At 37.6% G+C, this 26,338-nt stretch carries 19 protein-coding genes and 1 pseudogene; 17 read left to right on the top strand and 3 right to left on the bottom strand.

The genetic code is table 11. From position 1 onward, the window contains the following. Nucleotides 1-171 precede the first annotated feature (171 nt). Nucleotides 172-1,494 (top strand): magnesium transporter, encoded by a 1,323-nt coding sequence (gene mgtE / locus HF969_RS06480; RefSeq protein WP_245694842.1) that lies wholly within the window; start codon nucleotides 172-174, stop codon nucleotides 1,492-1,494. A gap of 72 nt (nucleotides 1,495-1,566) precedes the next feature. On the opposite strand, the gene HF969_RS06485 is transcribed toward mgtE, so the two are convergent. Next, nucleotides 1,567-2,904 (bottom strand): MATE family efflux transporter, encoded by a 1,338-nt coding sequence (locus HF969_RS06485; protein WP_090289968.1) that lies wholly within the window; start codon nucleotides 2,902-2,904, stop codon nucleotides 1,567-1,569. A gap of 189 nt (nucleotides 2,905-3,093) precedes the next feature. Here HF969_RS06485 and HF969_RS06490 point away from each other — a divergent pair, with 189 nt between their 5' ends. The 13 genes from HF969_RS06490 (at nucleotide 3,094) to HF969_RS06550 (ending at nucleotide 20,776) form a co-directional block, all read left to right on the top strand. Next, the gene (locus HF969_RS06490) at nucleotides 3,094-4,329 is read left to right on the top strand and encodes a lipid II:glycine glycyltransferase FemX (RefSeq protein WP_168427174.1); all 1,236 of its coding nucleotides are present in this window, start codon (nucleotides 3,094-3,096) and stop codon (nucleotides 4,327-4,329) included. Between the two features lie 79 nt (nucleotides 4,330-4,408). Continuing rightward, nucleotides 4,409-5,794, top strand: coding sequence for a L,D-transpeptidase family protein (locus HF969_RS06495; protein ID WP_210727899.1), 1,386 nt, complete (start codon nucleotides 4,409-4,411; stop codon nucleotides 5,792-5,794). Nucleotides 5,795-5,950: 156 nt separating this feature from the next. After that, the gene (locus HF969_RS06500; protein WP_090289970.1) at nucleotides 5,951-7,120 is read left to right on the top strand and encodes a peptidoglycan bridge formation glycyltransferase FemA/FemB family protein; all 1,170 of its coding nucleotides are present in this window, start codon (nucleotides 5,951-5,953) and stop codon (nucleotides 7,118-7,120) included. 167 nt (nucleotides 7,121-7,287) lie between these two features. Next, the gene (locus tag HF969_RS06505; RefSeq protein WP_090289971.1) at nucleotides 7,288-8,193 is read left to right on the top strand and encodes a LysR family transcriptional regulator; all 906 of its coding nucleotides are present in this window, start codon (nucleotides 7,288-7,290) and stop codon (nucleotides 8,191-8,193) included. Between the two features lie 507 nt (nucleotides 8,194-8,700). Continuing rightward, a complete protein-coding gene (locus HF969_RS06510) occupies nucleotides 8,701-9,483 on the top strand; it encodes an enoyl-CoA hydratase/isomerase family protein (RefSeq protein ID WP_090289972.1) in 783 nt (260 codons plus the stop codon). 15 nt (nucleotides 9,484-9,498) lie between these two features. Continuing rightward, nucleotides 9,499-10,794 carry an acetyl-CoA hydrolase/transferase family protein gene (locus HF969_RS06515; RefSeq protein WP_090289973.1) on the top strand — a complete coding sequence of 432 codons (1,296 nt, stop codon included), beginning with the start codon at nucleotides 9,499-9,501 and terminating at the stop codon, nucleotides 10,792-10,794. A gap of 37 nt (nucleotides 10,795-10,831) precedes the next feature. Next, on the top strand, nucleotides 10,832-12,037 hold the full coding sequence (fadE, locus tag HF969_RS06520) for an acyl-CoA dehydrogenase FadE (protein WP_090289974.1): 1,206 nt from the start codon (nucleotides 10,832-10,834) through the stop codon (nucleotides 12,035-12,037). Nucleotides 12,038-12,094: 57 nt separating this feature from the next. Next, a complete protein-coding gene (locus HF969_RS06525) occupies nucleotides 12,095-13,336 on the top strand; it encodes a thiolase family protein (RefSeq protein ID WP_090289975.1) in 1,242 nt (413 codons plus the stop codon). Between the two features lie 27 nt (nucleotides 13,337-13,363). Further along, nucleotides 13,364-14,215 (top strand): 3-hydroxybutyryl-CoA dehydrogenase, encoded by an 852-nt coding sequence (locus tag HF969_RS06530; RefSeq protein ID WP_090289976.1) that lies wholly within the window; start codon nucleotides 13,364-13,366, stop codon nucleotides 14,213-14,215. Nucleotides 14,216-14,350: 135 nt separating this feature from the next. Continuing rightward, complete coding sequence (locus HF969_RS06535) at nucleotides 14,351-15,283, top strand: NAD(P)H-dependent flavin oxidoreductase (RefSeq protein WP_090289977.1); 933 nt, start codon at nucleotides 14,351-14,353, stop codon at nucleotides 15,281-15,283. A 234-nt stretch (nucleotides 15,284-15,517) separates the two neighbouring features. Beyond that, a complete protein-coding gene (locus HF969_RS06540; RefSeq protein ID WP_168427175.1) occupies nucleotides 15,518-16,147 on the top strand; it encodes a GNAT family N-acetyltransferase in 630 nt (209 codons plus the stop codon). A gap of 165 nt (nucleotides 16,148-16,312) precedes the next feature. After that, nucleotides 16,313-17,263 carry a metal ABC transporter solute-binding protein, Zn/Mn family gene (locus tag HF969_RS06545; protein WP_090289979.1) on the top strand — a complete coding sequence of 317 codons (951 nt, stop codon included), beginning with the start codon at nucleotides 16,313-16,315 and terminating at the stop codon, nucleotides 17,261-17,263. Continuing rightward, on the top strand, nucleotides 17,264-20,776 hold the full coding sequence (locus HF969_RS06550) for a pneumococcal-type histidine triad protein (RefSeq protein WP_090289980.1): 3,513 nt from the start codon (nucleotides 17,264-17,266) through the stop codon (nucleotides 20,774-20,776). A 173-nt stretch (nucleotides 20,777-20,949) separates the two neighbouring features. Here the strand turns inward: HF969_RS06550 and HF969_RS06555 are convergent, their stop codons facing one another. Beyond that, nucleotides 20,950-21,573 carry a glycerophosphodiester phosphodiesterase gene (locus HF969_RS06555; protein WP_090289981.1) on the bottom strand — a complete coding sequence of 208 codons (624 nt, stop codon included), beginning with the start codon at nucleotides 21,571-21,573 and terminating at the stop codon, nucleotides 20,950-20,952. Nucleotides 21,574-21,586: 13 nt separating this feature from the next. Continuing rightward, complete coding sequence (locus HF969_RS06560) at nucleotides 21,587-23,074, bottom strand: CehA/McbA family metallohydrolase (protein WP_090289982.1); 1,488 nt, start codon at nucleotides 23,072-23,074, stop codon at nucleotides 21,587-21,589. Nucleotides 23,075-23,353: 279 nt separating this feature from the next. On the opposite strand from HF969_RS06560, the gene HF969_RS06565 reads away from it, so the two are divergent. The 3 genes and pseudogenes from HF969_RS06565 to HF969_RS06575 form a co-directional block, all read left to right on the top strand. Then, nucleotides 23,354-24,181, top strand: coding sequence for a sulfurtransferase (locus HF969_RS06565; RefSeq protein ID WP_090289983.1), 828 nt, complete (start codon nucleotides 23,354-23,356; stop codon nucleotides 24,179-24,181). A 13-nt stretch (nucleotides 24,182-24,194) separates the two neighbouring features. After that, a complete protein-coding gene (rlmD, locus tag HF969_RS06570) occupies nucleotides 24,195-25,598 on the top strand; it encodes a 23S rRNA (uracil(1939)-C(5))-methyltransferase RlmD (RefSeq protein ID WP_090289984.1) in 1,404 nt (467 codons plus the stop codon). Nucleotides 25,599-26,071: 473 nt separating this feature from the next. After that, nucleotides 26,072-26,338 (top strand): annotated as a pseudogene (locus HF969_RS06575) (recombinase family protein); the annotation flags it as partial.

Consider the following 26,338-nt stretch of genomic DNA (forward strand, 5'->3'; position numbering starts at 1 on the left):
AGTTCAAGTATAAATCATTCAAAAAATGACATTCACTATAAGCATCGCTTACTCGCCATGTTTTTAGTGGGTGTTCTTTAGTTGTGTTGTCTTATAAACAGGTTGTGATTGAAAAATCATAATCAGATAAATAGGATGAATCAGAATTTTTTCATCTTAGGAGGAATGCAAATGAAGAAATACCAAATAGAACAAATTAATCATTTACAAGAAAAAATAAATCGTATGGATCCGATTGACATTGCGGAACATTTTGATAATTTAACGGCTTATGAAATCGCTTTAAGAATTAAGTTGCTGAATAAAGATCTTTTGGCGGACACTTTTGCCGAGTTAAGTAAAGATAAGAAAATGGAGATTATTGAGATTCTTTCGGATGAAGATACACATGAATTAATCAAAGAACTTGATGAGAATGAATTAGTAGATACTTTGCAAGAACTACCAGCTAATATGGTCAAGAAAATTATGCAGCACTTTGTAACTGAAGATCGTCGCCCTGTTATTAATCAACTATTGGGTTATCCAGAAGAAAGTGTTGGGTCAGTGATGACCGTCAATTTTTTAGCTGCCAAAGACCATCTGTCAATTCAAGCGATCTATGACCTGGTTTTTCAGTCAGATTTAGATGCCAATAAGTTGGAACAAATTTGGATCACAGATGGATCCTTACGGCTATTGGGTTTTATTTATTTGGCCGATTTGATTCGCTATCCCCAAGCCCAAGTTTCAGATTTAATTAAAAGTTTGACACGAACAGTATTAGCGACCGATGATCAAGAAGTAGTTGCTAAATTGGCGCGCAAGTATGATTTATCAGAAATTCCAGTTGTAGATTCAGAAAATCGCTTAGTGGGAACGGTCCCTGTTGAATGGGCGATTGACATTTTAGCAGATGAGTACCATGAAGACTTTGGCAATATTCACGGGATTAACGATGCCGAAGAAATAAATTATTTAAAACAATCAGACTTCACGATTGCTAAAAGTCGAATTACCTGGTTAATTATTTGTCTGATTACTGCTTCGGTGACCGGCTTTATTATTCAAAGATACGAAGTGACATTAGCCACAAATGTTGCCTTAGCCATGTATATTCCAATGTTAATGGATAGTGGTGGGAATGCAGGAAGTCAGTCTTCAACAACCATCATTCGTGCGCTGTATTTAGGTGAACTACAAGGGGTTTCTTTCATGAAGGTCGTCTTGAAAGAATTAAGAATTGGATTTATTGTGGGATTGGCACTGGTAGCTGTCAATATGGTGAGAATTTTGATCCTAGATTCGGTTGATTTTCAAGTGAATTTGGTAGTATCGATTACCCTATTAATGACCGTTATGTTGTCTAAGGTGATCGGCGGTATACTTCCACTCATTGCAGACAAATTAAAGATTGACCCAACGGTAATGGCGGGTCCTTTAATAACTACGATTGTCGATACTGCTTCTTTAATGGTTTACTTTGAAGTTGCGAGCCGTTTATTAAATATTTGAAACGAAAAAGCCATGCGGTTGAATTGCTTTCAACCGCATGGCTTATTATTTGATACAAAAGTGAAAGCTGTATTAAATTCGAATTCGGGTCCATCTCCCTCCTTTAAAGCGATGACGCATAAAGATAAAGCGTGAAAGTTGATCGGAGAGAATACCAATCCAAATACCTGTGAGTCCAAAGTGGAAGACATTCACTAAAATAATAGTGACAGCTGTTCGGATAATAGAAGCGGAAATAATTCCAACGAAGAGTGTATATTTTACATCGCCACCAGAGCGTAAACACCCGGCATAAATAATTTGTGATATTTGTAAGAGGACGATAATCATCGTAAAATCAATCACAATCATTGATTGATCGATTAATTGAGTCTCATTAAAGTAAATGCCCATTATATCGCGACCGAAGAAGAAAAGAAAGGCAGAGAGTAAGACGGAAATAATTAATCCGATTCTTTGGCAAATTTGTCCATATTCGATCGCCGCTTTTGGTTTTTCTTCGCCTAAAGCCTTGCCGGCAAGCGCAACAGCAGCTACTTGCATCCCATCTGCAAAAGAAAAACCTAAACCAAGGACATTCATTCCAGCATTGTGAATGGCAAAAGTATTGGTTCCTAAACTTGCAGCGGTAAGAGCAGTGGCTAAAAAGCCGATTCGCATCGCTAGATTTTCAATATACATTGAAGAGGAGAGTTTGCCGATAATTTTAGCCACTTTTCGATCGAAGTGAATATTATTTTTAAGGATATACTTAACTTGAACAAGACTGTGCGGTTTAAATAAAGAGCGTATACTCATAAACATTGCGACGACTGATCCAAGAACCGTAGCAATTGCTGCCCCTTTTATACCCAAAGCTGGAAAACCCAATTTTCCTCCAATTAAAAGATAGTTGAAGAAAACATTTAAAACAGAAGATGTTAAATTGGTAACGAAAGCTATTTTGGTATTACCACTTCCTCTTTGTGCGGCGTTAATTGTCATGGCAATTAAATTAAAGATCATCCCCCCCATGATAATTTGATAATAGACAACTGCTGATGGATGGGTATCTGGTTGACTGCCTGATAAACGGATGATATCGTCTGCAAAGAAGACGGTTAAAAAGCTAAAAAGCAAACAAAGCAAGAGTGTTAGGAGCATAGCCGTCAAGAAAACAGTATTAGCTCCTGATTGATCCTTTTGACCGCGTCGTCTAGCAACAAGTGAAGAGACGGCGATATTAATCGAAATAAAGATGGCTAAAGCAATAAATTTAGGTTGGGTTGTTAAGCCCACCGCAGCGATTGCATAGCTTCCCAAGCTTCCGACCATCATGGTGTCGATCATACCGGCTAAAGCAATAAAGAAAGATTCTAAAACAGAGGGCCAAGCCATTTTTAGAGCGGTTAAGTAATTTTTTTTATTCATATCCTATTCATCCTTCATTTTTTCTTTAAGAAAAAAACGTTCGAATATAATGGTATAACTTCAAAGCCCACAATGCCAGAATAATGCCTAAATTTTTGTTCAGCTAGTCTGTGATAAAGTGGAATTAATAACGGAAAATTTATGAGATATGCTATAATGTTTGAGAATGGATGGAGAAGGAGTGCCACAATGATTCAAAAATTATCAATTAATGACCAAGAACATGATCACTTTGTAAAAAATCACCCACACGGTGACATGTGTCAATTATCTTCTTGGGGGAAAGTGAAACAAGCCTTTGGCTGGGAATGGTCTAGGGTCAGTGTAGGAGCTAGCGATCGGGTGACAGGGGTTGCTTCCTTACTTTATAAGAGAATACCTTTCTTGAAGAAATCTATTTGTTATGTCTCACGAGGTTTTGTAGTGGATTGGTTTGATGAAGAATCGGTCAGAACCCTATTGGAAGCTGTCAAACAGGACGCTAAGGAACATAAAGCCTTTCTTATTAAAATCGATCCCGATTTGATTGAAGAAACACCCGATTTATTAGAACAAATTGAATCTTTCGGCTTTGAGCATCAAGGTTATACCTTTGGTTTTAAAGATGCAGCTCAACCGCGTTTCCATATGGTAACGGATATAGATAAAAGTGAAAAAGACCTTCTAAAGTCTTTTCAGGCTCGAACACGGACCAATATCAGGAAAGCTAGTAAATATGGTTTTGAGTTAGAAGATGCATCTGAAAGTAAAATGAATGTTTTTTATGACATTATGAAAGTCACCGGTGATCGTGACGGTTTCCTAATTCGGGATCTTTCGTATTTCAAACGTATTTATCAAGAAATGCATCCTAATAAAGAAGCCAAGCTCTTTTTGGTAAAGTTAAATCCTGACCAAGCAATCGAAGGTCTAGAAAGAGATATAAAGAACCGACTAAAAGAGAAGAAGAATTTAGAAAAGAAGGAAGCGAATGAAGGCATTCTTCAACAACTTGAACAAATTGATCAATCGATTCAAAATACCAATGATCAAATAGAAGCATTAAGACAGACTAAGGAAGAAGGGTTGCAGCCTATTTATCTATCTGGAGCAATTTATGTTCAGTGTGGAAGTAAAGCCTACTATTTATACGGTGCTTCTTCGAATCAGTTTCGCGATTTATTGCCCAACTATTTTATGCAATGGGAAATGATGCGCTATGCACAATCTCAAGGTGGATTAACCTATGACTTTGGTGGGGTTTCTGGTCTCGAAGGGAAACCGGAAGACGATGCTCCTGGCTTATTTGAGTTTAAAAAACGTTGGGGAGCCAAGAAACGAGCTCGCATTGGAGAGTTTGATTATGAACTTTCACCTCTTTTCGCCAAAATTTATCGTTTAGCTTTTTCTTTGCGGTCGAAGCTAATTGAATTAAAAAATAGGTAAGAAAACGGTAATGTTATAGAAAAGTAATAAAAAATTCATAATTGCATGATATACTAGAATCTCGAAAAGGAGGTTTTTTATGAGATTTATAAAACGCTTATTAACAACCCTCATTCTATTAAGTTTAATTTTGGGTCTTATTTATGCTGGTGGAATTGGTTATTACTCCAATCGTTTTCAAGCTAATACTAAAATAGGACAAATTGATGTGAGTAATTTAACACTCCCTCAGGCGCAGCAAAAAATTGAAGATTATGTTTTAAACCAAGAAATTGACTTTGTAGAAAATGATCAAGCTTTAGCAAGCATTAAGATGAAAGATCTAAATCCACAATTTAATCAATCCGTTAAATTAGAAGAACTTTATAACAACCAAAATCCTAATACATGGATAAAATATTTTTTTAAAGGCCAAAATTTTGATGATACTTCCTTGACAGATATTGAGATTGACTATCAAGTATTACAAGATAAATTACTGGCGCAAGGTATTGATAATGCGAAGCGTTCACCTTCACAAGATGCCTTTATAGATTATTCAGATACTGAAGGCTATCACGTTGTAGAACAAAAACAAGGAACTCAGATTGATTCTGAAGCACTAAAAAACGGTATGATGGCTCAGATTCAATCCGGTAGTTCGAGTGTTGAGTTAAATGAGTACTATAAAAAACCTCTTATGACTAGTCAAGACAGTAAAATTGAAGACTTCCTTAATCAAATTAATGATATTGTAGATACAAAAATCACTTTGGATATTGATGGAAACGTTGAAGTGATCCCAGAAAATGAAATTGAAAAATGGATTTACTTTGACAAAGATAATCAAGTCGTTTTCGATGAAAACTTGATTATGGAGTTTTTAAAAACTTATAACGACAAATACTCATCCTATCTAAATCCACGCACTTTCAATTCCACTTTACAAGGACAGGTAGTTGTTCAACCAGGAACTTTAGGCTGGTCGATTGATCGCGAAGCTGAAGCCAGTCAAATTGTAGAGGATCTGAAAAAAGGAGAAGATGTGCGCCGTGATCCTGTCGTTGTGGGAAGCGGTTATGGTATGGGTGGTAATGATATTGGTTCCACTTATGTGGAAGTTGATTTAGCGAATCAAACCATGTTTATCTATATTAATGGTCAATTATTTACCCAGACACCCATCGTGTCGGGAAAAGATGGAGCTGAAACAGTTCCCGGCGCTTACGCAATTTGGAGTAAGGAAAGAGACCGTTATCTAGAAGGTTATGACTGGGTGAATGAAAAAGACTATAAAGTCCATGTTGATTTTTGGATGCCGTTTGACACTGTGGGTCAAGGAATCCATGATACTGCTGCCAGACCGGCCTATGGTGGAGATATTTATCGATCTAATGGTTCCATGGGATGTATCAATACCCCTCCAGCCGTCATGCAACAAGTCTATAATGCTTTAGAAATAGGGACACCTGTGATTGTTTTTTAATGACATTTTAATATAATTACAAGCATCCGCTTATGTGAACAATCAGCTATTACATAATGCAGATGCTTGTTTCTATTTTACTAGTAATAATTAACTCATGTTTCGTTCTATAATAGGCTAATAGAGTCTATATTAATAGTTTATTTGGAGGTAGCTATGCAAATTAAAGAAATACCCTATGATGCGTTAAAAGATTTCTTGGCAGAAAGAAATGGTTACTCATTTTTACAAACGGCTCAGATGTCAGCAGTATTGGCTGCTAAAGGATATCAAGTAAAACGTTTAGCTTTAGAAGACCAAGGTGAAATTAAGGCAATCGGTGTAGCCTATATCCAAAAAATATTTGCCGGAAAAAGAATGGACTTGATGGCAGGGGCATATTCAGATGAAGAGAAGTTTGAGTCACTCTTCTACCAACATATTAGAGCTTATGCTAAGCTTCATAGGATTACTCAAGTAGTTATCCAACCCGACCATAATTACCATCTTTATAATAGCGAAGCAACTTCAATCAAGCCTTTGGAGGAAATTCCAAGCTATTTTGAACGTTTAGGGTACATCAAAGAAGATGCCAGTGAATTTCTTATGCAAGGAATGCCAACCTTCCAGTATCTAAAAGATTTGACTCCATTTGGTCCGCAAGATGAATCAAAACTCTTAAAATCATTTAATAAAAACAGTCAAAGAAAGATTAAAAAGGCCAAACAATTTGATCTTCGCATTCGTAAGATGGAATATGAAGAATTAGAAGACTTTTGTAAAATCACGCGTGAAACAGCTAGCCGACAGGGATTTGAAGACAAATCTTTAGCTTATTATCAAACTTTATACAAAGAGTTTGAAGATCAGATTGAATTTTTAGTGGCGGAGATAAATTTACCTGCAGCTAGCAATAACTTAACAAAAGAGCTTGCTCGTTTAGATCCTGAGAAATCACAAAACCAGGATAGGATTCAGTCTTTAAAGGCTGATTTGCATACAGTACAAGCTATGCAAACTGAAAGTACAAAAGAGACAGTTCAACTTGCTAATATGCTGATGATTTATTTAGAAAATGAAGCGACCTATTTCCTTGGAGGATCAGTGGAAGCCTTTCAGAAGTTTTCGGCCCCTTTCTTATTACAATACGAAGCTATGATGCGTACCATCAAAAGAGAAATTCCGCTTTATAATTTTTATGCAATTGAAGGAGATTTTGATGGCAGTGACGGAGTTCTCCGATTTAAGCAGAATTTTAATGGCTTTATTTTAGAGAAGACTGGAACTTTCTCTTATTATCCACGGTTACTCTACTATAAAATGAGTAAAATTCTTAAATGGAGATAAATCTTTCTGTATAAAGGTAAATTTTTGTTAATACATGGTTCTTGAATAATATTCAGGAGCTATGTTTTTTATGATTTAAGCGTTTTCTTTTCTCTTTATTTAGAATTTGATATAATTAGAATAAATAGTAGGCCCAATTATAAAGATTCTAAAGAAAGGTAAAAGAAATGGATATCAGACAATTAAAATATTTTGTGGAGATTGTTCAATCGGACTGTAATATGAGTAAGGCTGCAAAACACTTATTTGTCAGTCAATCTGCCTTGAGTCAAATTATTTCTACCTTTGAAGAGGCGAATAACTTGAGTCTTTTTTATCGCGAAAGAGGCAGACTAGTCGGTTTGACCCCTATTGGTCATAAGTATTATAAGTATGCCTTGGAGATGATCGGCCTTTATGATCGTATGATGACTACTATCCATAACGAATCGCGTAAACTCAATAACGTTGTTCGTATCGGCTTACCTTCGATTGTTTTAAGAACTAAGTTGACGAATATCGTTTTGGATCTACCGAAGGACCTCCCCGATCTTAAATTGGAGATTATTGAAGGCGGATGCCAATTTCTATATGAACGATTGGAAGAAGGCGACATAGACTTAGCGATCTTGATGGACCCGATTCGCCGTAATGGCGACTTCCAAGACCAAGTGATTATTCAAGATCAATTTGTTGTCTTTATGGATCCCGCGAATCCATTGACTAAAAAGAAAAAAGTTACTTGGGACGATGTCAATAAAGTCCCTATTGCCATCTTTAACGATAGCTTTTCCACCAATCATTTGGTGATGGATCAATTTGCTCAAAGACAGATGAAACCTGAAATTTTCATCCATTCTTCTTCTTGGGAATATTTAGTTGACTTAGTAAAAGGAAATGAGATTGTGACCATCCTGCCATTATCCACTTACCCTTTAATTAATTCGGATCAGATAGTCTACCGTGAATTTAAAAAGAATCTACCTTTTGATATTTATCTATCTCGAAAAAATTATGAGGTTTATCCTTCTAGTCATAATCTTCTTTTTGATTGGCTAAAAAAATATGTTAGTCAACAAGTACAGATACAGTAAAAATTTGATACAGTCTGCCAAAGTATATTTCTTTTAATAAAGAAATGTACTTTTTTTATATGTAAATGGGCTAAATAAAAATTTTTTTGAAGCTATTTTGTCAAAAGGTCTCAAATTATTGGTCAAAAATTAATTTAAATTGTTGTCAATTGCACAAACTCTAAAAACTTAAAATTTAATACGAATTCAGAGTAAACAGTATAGAGATAACCTCTGCACGACTTTGTGAATTTTATTCTTGTCTATACAAGATACTTTGTGAAAAATAGTGTGATAAATCACAATAAAAATGAGTACCCATTAGAAATAGTTATAGAGTCATTGTCTTTTACTTAGTTGTAAGCCCTTTAATGTTCTCATATACTCAATTTGTAAGCGCTTATCGATTATAAAAAATACCTCTTTAAAATTTTTCTACTGAAATTGAGAAAAAATGCTGAGTGAAAATTTGTGAATTTTGAAAAATGGAACAGAAAATCTTTGTGATCTGGACCGAAGGAGAGAATGATGATTGAGTTAAATACTTTAAATTATACTGTTGATTCTGGCATCGCCAAGTTGGTCCTCAATCAACCTAAAAGCCTAAATGCCATTAATTCAGCAATGTTGGATGACTTGAATACCTTTATAGATGCAATTGAAGCGGATGAAAGTGTTCGGGTGGTAATTTTAACAGGTGAAGGAAAAGCTTTCATGGCCGGTGGCGATATTAAAGAAATGATGAAGATGGATCAGCAAGTGGCTAAAAAATTTATTGAATACGGCAACTATACAATGAATCGCTTAGCGAATCTTAAACAAATAATGATTGGTGCTTTAAATGGTTTTGCCTTAGGTGGCGGATTAGAGCTTGCTTTGACGTGTGATTTGAGGATCGGGTGTGCTGAAAATACCATTGGTTTTCCTGAAGTTGGCTTAGGGATTATGCCAGGCTATGGTGGAACGCAAAGAGCCGTTCGTTTAATTGGATTAGGCGCAACGAAGCGATTGGTTTTCACGGGAGAATTAATAGATGGTAAAGAAGCTTATCGTTTAGGTCTGATTGACTACCTAGCTCCTAAAGAAGACTTATTGAAAGAAGCTGATAAATTAGCTGAAAAATTAATGCAACAAGCCCCCCTCGCTTTAGAAAAAGCCAAATTGGCTATTAATCGTGGTTCTCAATCAACCTTACAAGAAGGCCTTTTATTGGAAAATGAAATTGTAACTGGACTATTTAATAGTCAAGATCGTGTCGAAGGAATGAGTGCTTTTGTTGAAAAAAGAAAAGCTAATTTTGAAGGAAAATAAGTCAGGAGGAATAGTATGAGTCAATATCAAAAGATGTATGAAGAAAAGCGACGATCAGTCGAAGACTTGGTGGCTATGATTGAACCAGGTGAAGGAATTGTACTAGCGGCTGCCGGAAGCGAGCCCTTGTTGATTACGCAGGCTTTAAATAATGCGAAACATTTAAAGGGTAACCGTTTATACCGTATGTTATCCATGTCGCCAGTCATTAATCTACCAAAGGATCAATTGAAACAATATAGCTTTTTCCTATCTGGTCTGGACCGCAAGGCAATGAGAAATACAGATGTCGATTTAATCCCATCTCATTTTTCAGAGATTCCTGCCATTATTAAACAAAGAGAGCCAGAGCCAATTATGATTAGTCAAGCTTCACCAATGGATGAAGAGGGTTACTTCTCATATGGCCTGACCTCTGCCTATACACCTACAACCGTTGAGTTCGCTAAAAAAGTTTTTCTTGAAGTGAATGAAAACATGCCACACACACATGGAGAGGGGATGAGGATTCATATTTCAGAAGTGACAGCCTTTGTGGAGTCTTCTGAACCAGCATTAGAATTACCACATATTGAACTATCTGAAAAAGACCGCAAAATTGGTGAGTATGTTGGATCGATTGTTGACGATGGAGCGACGATTCAAATTGGTTTTGGAACTATTCCCAACGCTGTTATGAATGCTTTAAGCAATAAGAAGCGATTGGGTATCCATACCGAAATGTTGCCTTCTTCAGTAGTGGATCTTTATCAAGATAAAGTAATCACTAATGAGGAAAAACCAGTCGGAAGACATCGTTTTTCCACTACCTTGGCTTTAGGAAATCGTCGTTTGTATGACTTTATTGATAATAACGAAGATGTTGAAATTCTTCCGGTTAACTTCATTAATAATATTATGGAGCTTTCAAAAATAGATAACCTTGTTTCTGTTAATACAACCTTGGAAATTGATTTCTTGGGTCAATGTAATTCTGAGCAATTGGAAGATTTTTACTATTCAGGTACCGGCGGTCAATCCGATTTTGCTATCGGTGCAAGAATAGCTAAAAAGGGAATCGGAATCGTATGTCTCTACTCTACCGCCAAGGATGATACTATTTCACGAATTGTGCCACATTTACACAGCGGATCACCTGTTTCAACTTCAAAAAATGATATTGAAATTGTTGTAACTGAGTATGGGGTAGCTCATCTCAAAGGTAAGAGTATCCAAGAAAGAGTTGAGGCCTTAATTGAAGTTGCTCATCCTAAGTTCCGTCAAGAATTAAAAGAACAAGCAATTAAACTAGGTTACTATCCAAATAATTAATAAATAAATAATAAAAAAAGAAAAGGATTGATGAAAAATGACAACAAAAATTGAGAAATTACAGTACTTATATCCAGAAGATATTTATGGCTACTCGCATGATTTATCAGAAAATGAAGTAGACTTCTTAATGAAACTGCGTGATGTTCTTGAAAAAGAACTCTATCCTGTCATTGATGAGCACTGGAAGAAAGAACTTTTCCCAATGGAAGCCTTTAAGAAAATAACTGATTTGGGGATAATGACGGATCCATCCTTATTTGAAGGCCGTGAAGACAAACGTAAAACGTCAGAAATGTTTAACCTCTTCCGTCTTTATGAACTAAACCGGATGGACTCATCCATTGGAGCTTTCAGTATTGTACACGGTGGACTGGCATATTCAACCGTATTAATCGGTGGATCTGAAGAGCAAATCAACTACTATGCACCAAAACTTGCTTCATACGAATGGCATTCATGCTTTGGCCTAACAGAACCTCTTCATGGTTCAGATATAGCTGGAGGATTAGCAACAACTGCCGAAAAACAAGGAAACAAGTGGGTACTTAATGGAGAGAAAAAATGGATTGGTGGAGCGGCGACAGCAGATGTCCTTCCAATCTTTGCGCGTGACGTTGAAGATGGCAAGATTAAATGTTTTATGGTACCAGGTGGAACTAAAGGCCTGACAGTAGATAAGATCGATGGAAAAATTGCCTTGCGTATGGTTCAAAACGGCCATATTAAATTAAATAACGTTGAAGTAGATGCTGAAGCACGTTTGGAAAATATTAATGGCTTTAAAGATGTCGCTAAGATTTTATATACAACGCGTGCGGATGTGGCTCACTTAGCTACAGGTCTTCACGCAGGGGCTTTAGCGAATACTTTGAAGTATGTTAAAGAACGTGAGCAATTTGGTAAGAAGATCTCTGAGTTCCAATTAGTACAAGAAAAATTAGCAAGAATGCAAGCTAACTGTGTCACTTCACTAGGATTATCTCATCGTTTAGCTGTTTTACAAGAACAAGGTAAATATGAAGAAGTTCAATCCTCACTCGCTAAAATGAACAATGCTTACCGTTTACGTGAAACAGTTGCTTTAGGACGTGAGTTATTAGGTGGTAACGGTATCATTGTTGAGCATGATGTAGCTCGATTCTTCGTTGATGCTGAAGCTGCATATTCATACGAAGGAACTCACGAAGTCAACTCACTCATTATCGGTCGTCACTTAACTGGTAAAGGAGCTTTCGTTTAAAAAGCAGTAATTGGGATATGCAATCAGGAAAGTAAGGAAGAAATAAGGAGAGTATGTATGAAGAAAAATTTAGAAGAAGTTGTCATTGTTGGAGCTGCCAGAACACCAGTTGGAGCCTTTTTAGGTGATTTAAAGACGGTTCGTGTACAAGATCTAGGAACGACAGCCTTAAAAGAAGCGGCTAAACGCGCCGGAGTTGGTTTAGAAGAAATCGAAGAAGTGATCTGTGGACATGTAGTAGGTTCTCCTACATCCAGTAATATCGGTCGTGTAATTGGGCTCAATGCTGGAGTACCGATTGAATCTACTGGATATACTGTAAACCGCTTGTGTGGTTCAGGTATTCAATCAGCTGTATCAGCAGTGCAAGTTTTACAATCAACTGATAGTAAATATGTTGCAGCCGGAGGAGCAGAATCCTTATCGCGAGCACCTTACTTTTTACCTGAAGAAGTACGTTTCCAAGGGTTCCGCTCTGGTGACCAAAGACTAATCGACTCCAACACTATGATTCATACTGGATCTGTTGGGGATGGGTACCCTGAAATCATTCATATGGGTCAAACGGCTGAAAAATTAGCAGAAATGTATCATATCTCACGCGAAGAACAAGATGAATTTGCTTTAAATAGTCAACTTAAAGCTAAAAAGGCAATGGAATCTGGCCGTCTCGATCAAGAAATTGTTCCGGTAGAAATTAAAGACCGTAAAGGCAATGTGACGGTTGTAGATAAAGATAGTCACCCTCGTCCAGATACAAATATGGAAAAATTAGGCAAGTTAAAACCAGCCTTTGTTAAAGGTGGAAGTGTCACTGCAGGTAATGCTTCGGGCTTAAACGATGGAGCAGCTTTTGAAATCTTTACTACAAAAGAAAATGCTGAAGCAAATAATCTTGAAATAATGGCTAAAGTAGTCGATTACTCAGTAACAGGTTGTGCTCCGGATGTAATGGGCTTAGGACCAGTGAACTCAATTAAAGAAATACTCGAAAGAAATGATTTCACGTTAGAAGACATTGATATCCTAGAAATTAATGAGGCCTTTGCTGCTCAGACACTGGCTGTTTTGAAGGAATTAGGCAATGGACCAGAAACCGAATTGTATCACCGCTTAAATCCAAATGGTGGAGCAATTGCCCTAGGACATCCTTTAGGTTGTACCGGAGCAAGAATGATTACATCCATTTGTTATGAATTTAAGAACCGTCCAGAAACACGTTATGCGATTGCATCAGCTTGTATCGGTGGAGGTATGGGAATTTCAATTCTGTTAGAAAATGGCTATTACAAAGGCTAGTATTAAGAGAGATTAGGGGAGGATTAAATGAAAATTCAAAAAACAATGGTGATCGGTTCAGGGATTATGGGCAACGGAATTGCTCAAGTCCTAGCCCAAGCCGGTTATGAAGTTTATCTCAATGATATCAAAGAGGAATTTATTGATCGCGGCTTAGAAAAAATCAATAAAAACCTACAAAGAAATGTTGAAAAAGAACGCATGACAGCTGAGGAAGTTGAAACAATAAAAGGACGTATTCATAAATCACTATCTTATGAAGATGCGAAAGATGTTCAATTAGTGATTGAAGCAGCGACAGAAAATCGTCAGATCAAATTAGAAATCTTCAAGGAACTTGACAAAATTACGTCTGAAGAAGCTATTTTAGCTACTAACACATCATCTCTTTCACTGACAGATATCGCTTCAGTGACCAATAAACCAGACAAAGTAGTGGGTATGCATTTCTTTAACCCCGTACCAGTAATGAAATTGGTTGAAATAGTGACAGCCTTACAAACCAGTGAAGAGACGGTTAAAACCGTTCAAGAAGTAATCGATGCCTTTAATAAAACCATGATTATCGCAAAAGATTCACCTGGTTTTGCAGTGAACCGGATCTTAGTTCCGATGTTAAATGAAGCCATTTTTACTCTAGGTGAAGGGGTTGCGACTAAAGAATCGATTGATACGGGTATGAAATTGGGAGCCGGACACCCAATGGGACCGCTCGAACTATGTGACATGATCGGGTTAGATACCTTGTTATCAGTATTGACAGTTCTTTATGAAGGCTTCAACGATCCAAAATATCGTCCAGCACCATTACTTAAGCGAATGGTAGAAGCGGGTTACTATGGTCAAAAATCAGGTAAAGGTTTTTATGACTATAAGTAAATTCTATTAAACCTATTGATAGATATGATAAGCTAGAGCTAACAATTTGACCCCCTCATCTTGTCAGCTCTAGTTCTTTTTATGAGAGGCCAAATTCAAAGAAGAAGAAGAAGAAGAAACTTTCGGAGGTGGAAAATGGAAAATATATGTCAACTACTGGGAATTCAATATCCCATTATTCAAGGTGCAATGGCTAATATCTCACGTTATCAATTAGTGGGTGCCGTATCTGAAGCAGGAGGGTTAGGAGTGATTGCTTCAGGAGGGATGACTGCAAATCAGCTGCGAGAACAAATCAGTGAAGTGAAAAAAATGACCCAGAAACCTTTTGCGGTCAACCTAATGCTACAAATGAAAAATATTGAAGAATTGGTTGAAATTATTATCGAAGAAAAGGTTCCAGTGGTTACGACTGGTGCAGGAATTCCTAAAAATTTCTTACCCGCTTTACACGAGGCAGGTGTAAAAGTGATTCCAGTAATTCCCAATGTCAAAATCGCTAAAAAAATGGAAGACTTAGGTGTTGATGCAATCATTGCTGAAGGTCAAGAAGCCGGCGGTCATATCGGACAAGTATCCACCTTGCCACTTGTTCGACAAGTCATCCGATCAGTTTCGATACCAGTAATTGCAGCCGGAGGAATCTTTGATGGGGCAGGCATGTTGGCCATGGAAGCTTTGGGTGCGAGTGGGGTCCAAATGGGCTCACTCTTTTTAACCTCAAAAGAATGTCCCATCCCAGATAAATTCAGAAAAAGTGTCCTTCAAGCAGATGAAACAACGACAGTTGTGACCGGTCGCCGTTCTGGTCACCCCGTCCGGGTCTTACCCAATAAGATGACGGAAACTTTTATTCGTTTAGAATATGCGGGTGCCCCTGATGAAGAATTAATGCAATTGACTGAAGGGTCATTGTATCGCGCAGTCTATAATGACGATGTTGAGGAAGGCTCACTCATGTGTGGTCAGTCGATCGGATTGATTACAGACAGTCAAAGTGTCTCGACGATCATTCAACAAGTGATGGCTGAATATCAAGAAGCACGAACCAAACTCATGAAGAAATAAAAACGATAGGGCGAAGCTACTTAAAGTCATCTTGACTTCAAGTGGCTTTTTTACCATGAGTCTTATAAATTGAAAATACTTAAATCGATCCGGTTGATAACAGTAAAATAGAATGAAACACAAGTGAAACCGCTTTATATCAGCTTTCTTTGACATAATAGCTGTCCCATGTTAAGGTTAAGTTATATAAGTTAGCGAGAATAACAGTATTATGAAAGAGCTATGGAGGGATTTATGACATTAATAATTAGACAAATTCGAGAAGAAGATATGACTCAATTGGTAGATTTAATCCATGAAGCATGGTTCAAAGGAGTATATGAAGGGAAAAAATTTGAAAAGGCAGCTTCTGCTATTTCTCTTAACAAGGCATTATATAACAGTTCATTAGGACGCGTTGCCGTTTTAGATGGAGAAATTGTTGGGATGATACTTTGTTCAACGAAAGAAGCAGATTCGATCTTTAGAATGTATCAATTAGACTTTATTGACAAGCTAATTACCTTATCGAACCAAGCTCAACCGGATGAAATCGAACGAGTGATACGTGTCTTTCAAAGCGAACGTCAAGCTTATAATGAATTGATAAAAGGTTATGAAGAAACATTTGATGCCAGTATCGAATATATTGTGGTATCTGAAAAGGCCCGTGGAAAAGGGGTCGGTAAAAAATTAATCTCTGAAGTGCTTGATCGTTTTAAGGAGCAAGACTTGGAAAATGTATATCTCTTTACCGATACAGATTGTAACTACCGTTTCTATGATTACCTCAATTTTGAGCGGATCAACGAGACCCGAATAAAATTACCAACTAAGGACGGGTATCGTTATCGTGATGAATATATGTACGCTTATTCTTTCTAAGGGGAAATTAAAAATTGCTTAATCCTGTGTAGGATCGAGCAATTTTTTTATTTTGTTTTCTAACAATTTCAAATTTTTTGGTTGACAAGAAAAAAGATACACGTTAAGATACATTCTACAAATGATAATAGTTACTATTTGTTATTAAAATTGGAAGGAGACCTTATGAAATTCAAAGCAATTCAAAAGAAAGGGTGGCTCGTTTTATGTCTAATAGCTAGTTTTCTCTTAGTCTATCTACCCGATCAGCCCGCAAAAGCTGAAGAAGAAACGAAAATTGTTACATCCTTTTATCCCATGTATGCTTTAACCAAAGAAATCGTTGGAGAGAAGCATCCTGTTTACATGATCAATTCAGCCAATGGAATTCATGGGTTTGAACCATCGGCTAATGATGTAATGGCAATCTATGATGCAGATATTTTTATTTATCATTCAGATATTTTAGAATCTTGGGCTAAGAAAATTAAACATAATGTTGAAAAGCAAAAAGAATCAGATGTCATTATTATTGAAGCTTCCAATGGCCTCGCCATGGAGAAGGTTCCGGGTTTGGAAGATTTAGAGTTGATGGAAGGAAAAGACGAATCAACACTTTATGATCCGCATACTTGGTTAGATCCCATCGAAATTGGTCAGGAAGCTCAGTTAATAGCGCAAGCTTTAGGTCAAGTGGATGGAGAAAATGCAAACCTTTATAGTGAACGAGCAGCAAAGATTGAATCTCAAGCGCAAGCGCTAACTGAAAAATATACCCCCATGTTCAAAGCGTTGAAACAAAAGACCTTTGTGACTCAGCATACCGCTTTTTCTTATTTAGCCACTCGTTTTGGCTTAACGCAGCTAGGCATTGCGGGTGTTTCTGGCCAAGAACCGAGTGTGAAGCAATTGCAAGAGGTTAAAAAGTTTGTCGATAAATATCAAGTAAAAACGATTTTTACGGAACCAAACATCTCTGATAAGGCATCCCATTTGATTGCGCAAGAAACGGGAGCTGCCGTTGAAATATTGGATCCTCTCGAAGCAGATCCACATAATGATTTAAGTTTACTAGCTAATTTAGAAAAAAACTTACAAAAGCTCTGGGAAGTATTAAAAAATGAAGGAGAGAAATAAATGAAAAGATCAAAATTACTATTATCGTCAGCAGCCCTATTAACTTTTTTAAGTTTGAATGGACCGATTCATTCCATCAAGGCTCAAGACACGAAAGATTCAGCCATTAATTACATTGAAGGAGGCGAAGAAACTAATCAAGATACCCAATCATCTATTGAAAGTCGTACTATGGAAGAAATTTCAATGGAAGAAGGGATTGCAGGGGAACAAATTATTGTCCAAATTAACAGTGAGGGCTATGTGACTTCACATGGTGATCATTATCATTACTTCAATGGTGAAGTGCCGGCAGATGCTATCTTTTCGGAAGCTGTCCTCGCCCCTTCTGATTATCAATTTAAGCAAGAAGATCTTATTAGTGAAACAGATGAAGGGAAAATCGTCTTATTCAATGATCAATATTATCTTTATCTAGAAAATATTGATCAAGCTAAGAATTTACGTCATTTAGAAGAAGTTTTGCTCCAGTCCTATGGCATGGATCCTTCAGATGCACGAGCTATTTATGACTTGATAGAAGAATACAAGCTGGGTGAAGATGCTATCATCACCTATGAATTAGAGCGTAGTCCTCAAGAAGTTGCTGATGCTAAAGGGATTGAAGGCGAACACGTAGTCGTTTATTTAACAGAGGAAGAATTCGTAACCAACCACGCCTTTGACCTGCATGTCTTTTATGGACAAGTTGATCCCGAAGCTACCTTCTCAGAGAAACTTTTAACACCTGAAGATTATCAATTAAACCAGGAAGATATTATAGCCGAAATTAAAAATGGCTATATCGTTAAAGTCGAAGATCAATTTATGGTTTATATCGCTCCTGAAGACCGTGACCAAGCAGACAATATTCGCTCGTTCGAAGAAATTGAAGAGCAAGCTGCTTCAAGTCATCAATTATTCAAACAAACAGGTGGTGTGCGTAAGGATCAATCAAATACAGTAGCACCTGGAGAAGTAGGTGGGTCTGGTAGTCGAAATGCCAATGGCGCTTATGTAACGGATGACGGCTATGTCTTTAGTCCTTATGATGTGATCCAGGATTTAGGCAATGGTTTTATTGTGCCTCACGGTGATCACTTCCACTTTATTCCAAAATCTGACTTAACGCCGCAAGAATTAGCGATTGCGCATTCGGTTTTATCAGGGACTGGATCCAATAAAAAGAATGGAACAGTAGGCCAAAATGAAAAGATGGACTCAATCCTTCATGATAAGCCTATTAATCATGAAGGACCTTATACTACAGATGATGGCTATGTCTTTTCAGTTGAATCAATCACCAAAGTCACACAAACAGGTCTAATTGCTGCTCACGGCAGTCATTTCCATTTTGTTCCATTTGCTCACCTAAACAAGGGAGAATTAGCCCAAACTCAAGCCTATATTCAACAGAAATTTGGTATTAAGCGTAATCTATTAGCTGAGTTTGGTTTAGCTAATGACAAGAACCATTCGGACCATTTAGATAATAAGCAACCGGAAAAGAACGAAGACAGTAGTTCTGTTAAACCCAAACCGGGTAAACCAGAAGTTAAAACGGAATATCAACGCCTTTTAGCTAAACTTTATGCTTTACCAGCTAACCAACGTCATACAGAGTCGGATGGACTGGTCTTTGATCCAGAATTAGTAACGGATGAGATTGACGGTGATTTTGTAATGCCACATGGTGATCATTTCCACGTAATTCCACGTTCTAGCTTATCTGAGCTAGAAATCAAACTTGCAGAGATGAAATTAGGTAAATCCCATTCAGGTGATAACAAACCACAAAAGCCAGAAGATAGTCATCCTAGCCAACCAAAACCAGATCAGCCAGGACACGAAGAACCCGCCGACCCAGAAAAACCAAGTCAGCCAGACCAAGAAGAACCTGCTGATCCAGAAAAACCAAGCCAGCCTGAAAAGCCAAATCAACCGGAATCACCTGACCAATCAGTGACTAAAGAAAAAGTAGATTTCTTAGCAAAAAACTACAAGAAATCAGCCAAAGGTAAAGACGGAAAAGCTTATACCACTGATGATGGCTATATTTTTACACCTGAGAGTATTTTAAACTACTCAGAAAAAGGATTAACAGCTGAGCACGAAGGCCATACTCACTTTATTCCATTTGGTGATTTGGAAGATAGCGAATTAAAGGCAGCCGCTGATTTTATTAACAATCGTCAGATTGAAGAAGCTGAAGAAAGTAAGTATACACAAGCAGAAATCGACGCTAAATTAGCTTACGTCTCATTAGAAAATGGAGTGGCAATTGAAGACCTAGAAATTAATGGCAATGAAGTGATTATTCCTCACGGCAATCATTCTCATACTGCCAATTTGGATAAGATTCCTACTGAATTAAACCGTCAGGCCTATGCGAGTGATGAAGAGTACCAGACAAAATTAATCACTTTAAAGATGAGTGAAGTCTCTCGAAATAAAAAATATATTGACGTGTGGCGCAAAGATGCAACGATCTATGCTTTAACTACAGATTATCAAGTTGAAGAATTGCCACTCGATACCGTTGAATTGCCAATTAAATATGACAAGGTATCGCTTAAAGACGTTAAAACCGGAGAAGACCCCCTCTTTGAAAAGAAAGTCTACGTGGCTAAGAAATACAAGGTTAAGCCTTCGGATATGTTTATATATAATGGCCGTATTAAAGTGGGTGATTTCAATTTAGTGATTGATGAAATTGATGTAACAGAACCCATTGAAGCAGATGATACATCTAGCGATGCGGATGAAGAGCCAATTGAAGATGAAAAACCAGTTAAGGAAGACACAGACCGTCAAGCGGTGATTAACTTTATCAAAAACTACTATGGACCTGCTGTAAAATCAGTTAATTATGGAAAGGGATTCGGATACATTGTTAGCCCGGCCGCGGGAGGAGATAATATCTTGATCAGTGAGGCGCAAGCTAAGCAAGCAATGGAAGCGAATGGAACTTTACCAGAATTAGATGCCTGGTCAATCGAGGAAGAAAGTTATGCTGTAAAAAGGACTTCTTCTGAAAGAACGACTAACAAAAAATCATCTTTAGGTAAGCAAACGAATAAGAAAGCTGTGAGCCCTAAACCAGCTGCTAAGAAACCGTTAGCTAAAAAGCCAGCGATTGACCATGAAGTGATTAAGAATACTGAAGGTAAAAAGTCTGATAAACATAAAGCAATTAGTCAACCAACCAATGATCAATTAAAACATTTTGTTGCCAATTATTATGGTGTAAATCCTGTAAGTGTACAAATCTTCGCTGGCAAGGTGATTGTATCGAACCCGAACCCAGCTTTTGAAAATCTTGTTATCGCTCAACAGCTAGTAATAGCAGCTTATAATGGTCAGTCGACTTTACCTGCAATGCCTCAAACACAACCATTTGTTGAAGAAAATAGTATGGAAGAAGTTAGCAAAGAAGCAGAGAATGAACCAGCTTCTACGTTTGAAAATTCTGAAGAAGTAAACGAGCCGATTGAAACCACAAGTGTGCTGGAGACAGAATTAAGTCACCCATAATTATACCCAATCCTCTTACTTTCTACATAAAGAATAATATATTCGAAATAAATGAAGAAGCTCCTCAATCCTAGTCTGGATTGAGGAGCTTCTTCATTTTAAAGAGGTCTTATGTATTAGTGATAAGAGATAAGGTTATACTATCTTATGATCCTGAATAATAGATTGTATAATTATAAATTTCCTAAATAGGCTAACGCCGAACGGGTAGTTACATTCATACATCCCATGGCAAACATTTGATCAATTTTTTGTATGTCATTAACGGTCCAGACAGAGAGCTCTAAACCGGCAGCTTTTATCGTTTCTAAAACTTCTTGAGTGACAACCCCATAATACAGTTGCACTACTTTAATGCCATTGTAAGTTAAATTAGCTAAATCGATTGAAGTTTGATTCAAAGGAAAAGTTTCAGGTAGATTGTAAAAGATTTTTTCCCGATCTTTCTGGGCAATATCTTCTAAGTTGATTGAACCCGAAAGTAAAGTACGGTCTAATAAAGAATAATTGTCCGCCATTTTGAGAGCTAGCTTTGCGCATTTCTCATCTTTACAATCGATATTTATTTTAATTTTATGGTTATTTGAGGCTAACATCACTTCAAAGACATCTCGTAATAAGAGGCTTTTTGAAGAATCTTGCAGGCTATCATGGGCTAGATAGAGTTCGCCTTGATCACTTATTTGGCAATCCATTTCAAAGGCATCCACCCCAGATTGCAAAATCATTTCAACAAATTCTGGAGAATTGTCAACAGTGTTATCGGATCCAGAATGAGCGGTTAATATTCTTTCCATGTAAGCCCTCCACTTATAATTCAAAATAGAAACAATTTGTAAATGCGATCAAGTGTTGGTGGCTATTGCGTACTTCTAGACGTATATATTGAAGGTCTAAGGCAGTAAACGCGTACCGATAGGACTGAATGGATTGTGATTGATCAAATTCGATGGTTGTCATTAATCCCAGGTTTGAGTAAATGAGGATTTTTTCATCGTCATTTAAACCACTTATCTGAAGATCTAGGTGGTTCGTTGCTTGAAGTTTAATCCGATCACCTAAGCCGTAGTAATCGTTGATCGTTAATTGATGAAATTGTGGTCTAAGCGTTGAGTAAGACCGACCGTATTGTAGAGATTTTATCAAGTCCAAATCACCAGCATCTTCTGGTAAGTTAATATACATCCTTGCCACTACTTGATTTTCTTCTAAGGGACGGTGCCAATCATGTCCAACCGTAGCAGCAATTTCATAGCCTTGATCTAAAAATTGAACCCAACGGTTAAAAGCTTTAGTATTGGATTCATACAAATGAGGGTTTGGTTCGTTCCAGACTTCAATGGCGTCCACATTGTAAAGGTTGGGTAAGGGGTAGTCCCAGCGACAACCGGTACAATAAGGGTTGCCAGGTGAAAAAGGATGAGCAATCGTAATTGACAATGGAAAATGACTAAGTTCTCCCAATAACTCATCGATCTGGTGGAGGCCGACCTGGGTCCAATTTATATTTAAATAATCGATCGGACCATGTAACAAGAAATGTCCAAAGAAAGTTGTGAATTCAATTGCGGGGATGATTTTACCATTAAAGTTATAGTTATCATTATCTTTAGCTTCATAGAGGGCGGATGTTGTATTATGGTCGGAAATGGCTAGCCAATCTAATTTAAGATCTTCAGCTGCTTGTAAAAGTTCCTGAGTGGTGTGTTGAGCATCGGAATGGTTGGTATGGGTATGCAGTTCAATCGTTTGAAAGGACCATCCAATTCCAGTTGTTTGTGAACAGTCTCTTATTTTTTGTTTGAAACCTACATTTGATAAAGGTATTCCCCAACTATAGGAATAATCTTCACCACATTTCACTCGGACTTGGATTTGTCCTTCGACAAAGTCGGAAAAGATACCATGGCAGGATAAAATAATTTCCCAACGTCCCGTCCTAATCGGTCCGGCAATAAAGCCTAGGGAAGCTGAATGCTCACTAAGGATGATTTCTTGGTTCGTATTAAAGTAATGGTGCGCGCCTCGGAAGCCTTCTGGATCATTGATGGACAAGGTTAAAAGGTTGCGATAATTATCACTTTCTTTAGTAAGTGAAGGATTCAGTCCTTCTTTAATTAAAGACCGTTCGAGTGCATGAGGAGATCTTTCATTAAGCGGTTCATAATGAAAGGTGATAAATAACTCAGTGGCTCCTTCTGGGACTTCCAATTGGTAATTGATGTGCGTTTGATGAGCAGAGTGGTAGAGTTTAAAATCTTGTTTGAGTAATTCTATTTCATATATTTTATTGGTCATTTTGTAGCTCCTAACTTTTTCTCTTGTAAACAAGTATAACGTTGAATTGTAAATGCAATATAAATTTGGGGTAAAGGTTTTGTAAATGAAGAGCAGTTGAAGTGACCGATGTGAAGTTTAGAAATTAATGGTTTTGTTTTAGTTATCAAATTGGAAAAGATAACCCATTCTGATTTAATAAAATTATAATTACTTCCCTCAATGAATCTGGTAAGGGTCAATGGTATAATAAGGTAGAGAATCAACGGTTGCTAAGTCGAGAAAGAAAAGAGGCAGCGAATGAAAAATTTTATTGAAATTGATCAGCTTAAAAAGGATTCTAATTGTATTTTGATTGATGTGACGTTAGGTAAGGGGAATTCCTCCGGATATGAACGTTATCTAAAGGGGCATTTACCAGGAGCTTTTTACATGGATATGGAGAAAGACCTCTCAGGGGCAGTAACTGACCAATCAGGTAACCATCCCTTGCCGGACTGCCAAATTTTCCAAGCTAAATTACAAGCCATGGGTGCTAAACAAGATGATTGTTTCATCATCTATGATGGCGGTGAGGGCCAAGCGAGTGCACGCCTATGGTTCTTATTAAAGTACTTTGGCATTGATCAAGTCAAAATTATTCAAGCTGGACGCCTAGCTATTGAAGCGGCGGGTGTGGCTTATACGCAAGATTTACCAGCAGAAGTAGAAGCAGGAACGATTCAATTGAAACCTAATGAAGATTTATTGGTAGATTTCCAACGAGTCAAAGCCTATAGTGAAGAGCCCGGAGCCCATCAAGTCTTAATGGACTCCAGAAGTTACGAACGTTATTTAGGTTTAGAGGAGCCATTATATGACCGCGCTGGTCATATTCCTCATGCACAATCTTATTACTACGGCTTGGTCTACGATGAAAAGGGCAAGCTAAAGTCTCAAGCAGAATTAGAGGCTCATTTTAAAGCTCTTAAAGATAAAGAGGTCATGGTGTCTTGTGGATCAGGCGTAACCGCTTGTAGTAATTTATTAGCCCTAGATGAGATAGGAATATCAGGTAAATTGTATCCGGGGTCCTATTCTCAATGGCTCAAGAAAAAACAAAAGATTGTTAAAGGAAATGACCAATAGAAAGAGTGAGTCAATGAAGAAAGAAATTTATCCAACAGAAATCTTAGAAGTAAAAATAACTGGCTTGGACCACAAAGGAAACGGCTATGCCCGCTATGTCCATCCGCCAGACCGTGGGTCGAATGGGAAGGGCTTGAAATTATTTATACCCAATGCTGTTCCAGGAGATAAGGTCCGGGTGACTGTACCTAATGCCAAGGGTAGGAAGCAGGCGGTTGTGTCGTTTGATGAATTATTAGAAGCCAGTCCTGATCGTAATCCAGATATTCCCATTAAAGAGGCCAATGCCGGTGGAACCCCACTGATTTCCATGACTTATCCAGCCCAATTAGCTTATAAAACACAAGAAGTGAAAGACCATTTAGAAAGTCAAGGCTTTGATCCCGCATGTGTCCGTCCTATTATCGGGATGGATGATCCCACCCGGTATCGTAATAAGATGGAATTGACTTTCGGAGCCGAGGGTGCCATCGGTATGCATGAACAAGGTAATTTCACTAAGATTATTGACATGAAAGATTCCGTGCTTGCTCCTAAATTATTCGTCGAAGTCAAAGAAGTAGTGGCTGAATGGCAACAAGATTATCAATTATCTTATTATGATAAACAGACCCAAACGGGGCTTTTACGTAATCTCTTATTGCGGCAGTCCTTTGTAACGGATGAATTGATGGTTGTCATTTATGCCACCCAAGCACCGAGCGAGCTGTCAGAAGCAGTAGCTGACTTGAGTCAGCGTTTAAGTCAACGTTTTTACCAGTTGGCTAGTTTGCAATGGATTCTCCATAAAGAAGCAACTGAACGGATTCAAGCGGATGAAACGCATATTCTTTATGGACGAGACTATATTAAGGATGAGTTAAATGGTTTTCGTTATCGGATCTGGCCCGAAACCTTCTTCCAAGCCAATCCCATTCAAGCCGAAAAGCTTGTTCAAATAGCCTTGGAAATAGCCCAGGTCAATAATCAAATGCGGGTCTTAGACCTCTTCTGTGGAGTGGGAACTTTTAGTTTGCCACTAGCTGAAAGAGCCAAAGACCTAGCAGGGATTGAGATTGTTGACCAATCGATTCAATCGGCTATTCGCAATGCGAGGGATAATGGTTTAGACAATACCTTCTTTATGACCAGTGATGCGAGAAATGGCTTGAAACGCATAGATGCAGAGTGGGGACGACCTGACTTACTATTACTCGATCCGCCACGCTCTGGGGCTGGAGGTAAAGTCATGCGAGCCATTGGAAGGTTTGGAACCGATAAGATTATCTATGTCTCTTGTTTCCCAAAAAGCCTGGCAGAAGATTTGGGTTGGCTGCGTGACTATGGCTATGAATTGGTCTCTGTTCAACCGGTGGATCAGTTTCCGCATACAACGCATGTGGAGTGTGTGGTATTGATGGAAAAGATGGAAGATTAAAATCTTTTAATATCAGCTTTTTGATTAGGTTATTTAAAATCAGAGGCTGCTTTTTAGTAAAATTATTATGAAAACTGACAAAATTAAGGAATGAAAATTAATAAATCGAGAAGCGTGGGGAAATAGATCAACATTCTTTACTCGGAAAATGTAATTTATTAATTAGAATAGCTTACTTATTATTAGGTTAGTTAACATAGTTCATGAGGCTAATTATGATTACGGATGTTATCTTAGAAAGTGAGGAAGCGTATGAACTTAAAGGAAAATGTTAATTTTATACCAGCAAAACGACCTTCCAAACAAAAGCGGGTTGCTATTTTTGCTCGAGTCAGTTCAATACTAAAGAACAGTTACGTAGTTTGGCTAAGCAACTTTCTGCTTTAACCCAGAAAGTTTCCTCCGTTGAAGTTTGGCTAATAGTGGATATCTATATTAACATCGCTTCAGCTTAGAAAAATGTTAAGCGTGAAGAGTACGATCGTATGATTGAAGACTGTGTTAAAATTAAGTTGAATCCGGTGATCACTGAGATTGTTAGCCGATTTGGTCGTGATACGGTTGAGGCATTAGAGACAATCAGGTTATTCAAGGAACAAAAAGTTCATCTTATTTTTGACCAAGAAAACTTTGATACTTTTAAAGATGATGGTGAACTCATTCTCTCTATTTATGAATCAGTGTCTCATGCAGATAATGAATCACGAGGTCGAAATATCCAAATAGGTCATCGACACTGA

The sequence above is a fragment of the Facklamia miroungae genome, assembly GCF_012396555.1.
GTDB classification, from domain to species: domain Bacteria; phylum Bacillota; class Bacilli; order Lactobacillales; family Aerococcaceae; genus Facklamia; species Facklamia miroungae.

Bases quoted from the DNA above. Each gene is read 5' to 3' on its own strand.
- mgtE (WP_245694842.1), top strand. From the start codon at position 172: ATGAAGAAATACCAAATAGAACAAATTAATCATTTACAAGAAAAAATA.
- HF969_RS06485 (WP_090289968.1), bottom strand. From the start codon at position 2,904: ATGAATAAAAAAAATTACTTAACCGCTCTAAAAATGGCTTGGCCCTCT.
- HF969_RS06490 (WP_168427174.1), top strand. From the start codon at position 3,094: ATGATTCAAAAATTATCAATTAATGACCAAGAACATGATCACTTTGTA.
- HF969_RS06495 (WP_210727899.1), top strand. From the start codon at position 4,409: ATGAGATTTATAAAACGCTTATTAACAACCCTCATTCTATTAAGTTTA.
- HF969_RS06500 (WP_090289970.1), top strand. From the start codon at position 5,951: ATGCAAATTAAAGAAATACCCTATGATGCGTTAAAAGATTTCTTGGCA.
- HF969_RS06505 (WP_090289971.1), top strand. From the start codon at position 7,288: ATGGATATCAGACAATTAAAATATTTTGTGGAGATTGTTCAATCGGAC.
- HF969_RS06510 (WP_090289972.1), top strand. From the start codon at position 8,701: ATGATTGAGTTAAATACTTTAAATTATACTGTTGATTCTGGCATCGCC.
- HF969_RS06515 (WP_090289973.1), top strand. From the start codon at position 9,499: ATGAGTCAATATCAAAAGATGTATGAAGAAAAGCGACGATCAGTCGAA.
- fadE (WP_090289974.1), top strand. From the start codon at position 10,832: ATGACAACAAAAATTGAGAAATTACAGTACTTATATCCAGAAGATATT.
- HF969_RS06525 (WP_090289975.1), top strand. From the start codon at position 12,095: ATGAAGAAAAATTTAGAAGAAGTTGTCATTGTTGGAGCTGCCAGAACA.
- HF969_RS06530 (WP_090289976.1), top strand. From the start codon at position 13,364: ATGAAAATTCAAAAAACAATGGTGATCGGTTCAGGGATTATGGGCAAC.
- HF969_RS06535 (WP_090289977.1), top strand. From the start codon at position 14,351: ATGGAAAATATATGTCAACTACTGGGAATTCAATATCCCATTATTCAA.
- HF969_RS06540 (WP_168427175.1), top strand. From the start codon at position 15,518: ATGACATTAATAATTAGACAAATTCGAGAAGAAGATATGACTCAATTG.
- HF969_RS06545 (WP_090289979.1), top strand. From the start codon at position 16,313: ATGAAATTCAAAGCAATTCAAAAGAAAGGGTGGCTCGTTTTATGTCTA.
- HF969_RS06550 (WP_090289980.1), top strand. From the start codon at position 17,264: ATGAAAAGATCAAAATTACTATTATCGTCAGCAGCCCTATTAACTTTT.
- HF969_RS06555 (WP_090289981.1), bottom strand. From the start codon at position 21,573: ATGGAAAGAATATTAACCGCTCATTCTGGATCCGATAACACTGTTGAC.
- HF969_RS06560 (WP_090289982.1), bottom strand. From the start codon at position 23,074: ATGACCAATAAAATATATGAAATAGAATTACTCAAACAAGATTTTAAA.
- HF969_RS06565 (WP_090289983.1), top strand. From the start codon at position 23,354: ATGAAAAATTTTATTGAAATTGATCAGCTTAAAAAGGATTCTAATTGT.
- rlmD (WP_090289984.1), top strand. From the start codon at position 24,195: ATGAAGAAAGAAATTTATCCAACAGAAATCTTAGAAGTAAAAATAACT.